The following is a 315-nucleotide window of genomic DNA, read 5'->3' as shown; positions in this document are numbered from 1 at the left end:
TCATTGTGATACCTATGCGACCAAAGTCGCCGACCACAACAACCAAGCACCCACACTTATCGGTTGTCCAAGTTTTTAAAGAATCGCTGCGTTGCCGCAGCGAAGAAGCGAGATTATGTAGAACCTACATCGCCCTGTCAAGCATCTCGCGAATCTTTTTTTGCGCCGCCCCGCCAAAAACACGGAACAACAAGACCCGCAACACCCGACTGCCTCTCCCTTCCCGCCCCGCTGCGCCTGAACTCAAGCACCGCTGCGCTGGAAGAGGTGCGCATTATAGACAACCAAATCCTGACGTCAAGAAAAAACAACAAA

Annotated in this window: 1 protein-coding gene; it reads left to right on the top strand. The window is 52.1% G+C overall.

From position 1 onward, the window contains the following. Positions 1 to 63 precede the first annotated feature (63 nt). A partial coding sequence (locus tag C665_RS21020) for a hypothetical protein (protein ID WP_211207602.1) occupies positions 64 to 315 on the top strand: 252 nt, incomplete at its 3' end.

The organism is Thauera aminoaromatica S2, from assembly GCF_000310185.1.
Lineage (GTDB): Bacteria > Pseudomonadota > Gammaproteobacteria > Burkholderiales > Rhodocyclaceae > Thauera > Thauera aminoaromatica.
This window is presented reverse-complemented; position numbering and strand designations above follow the sequence as displayed.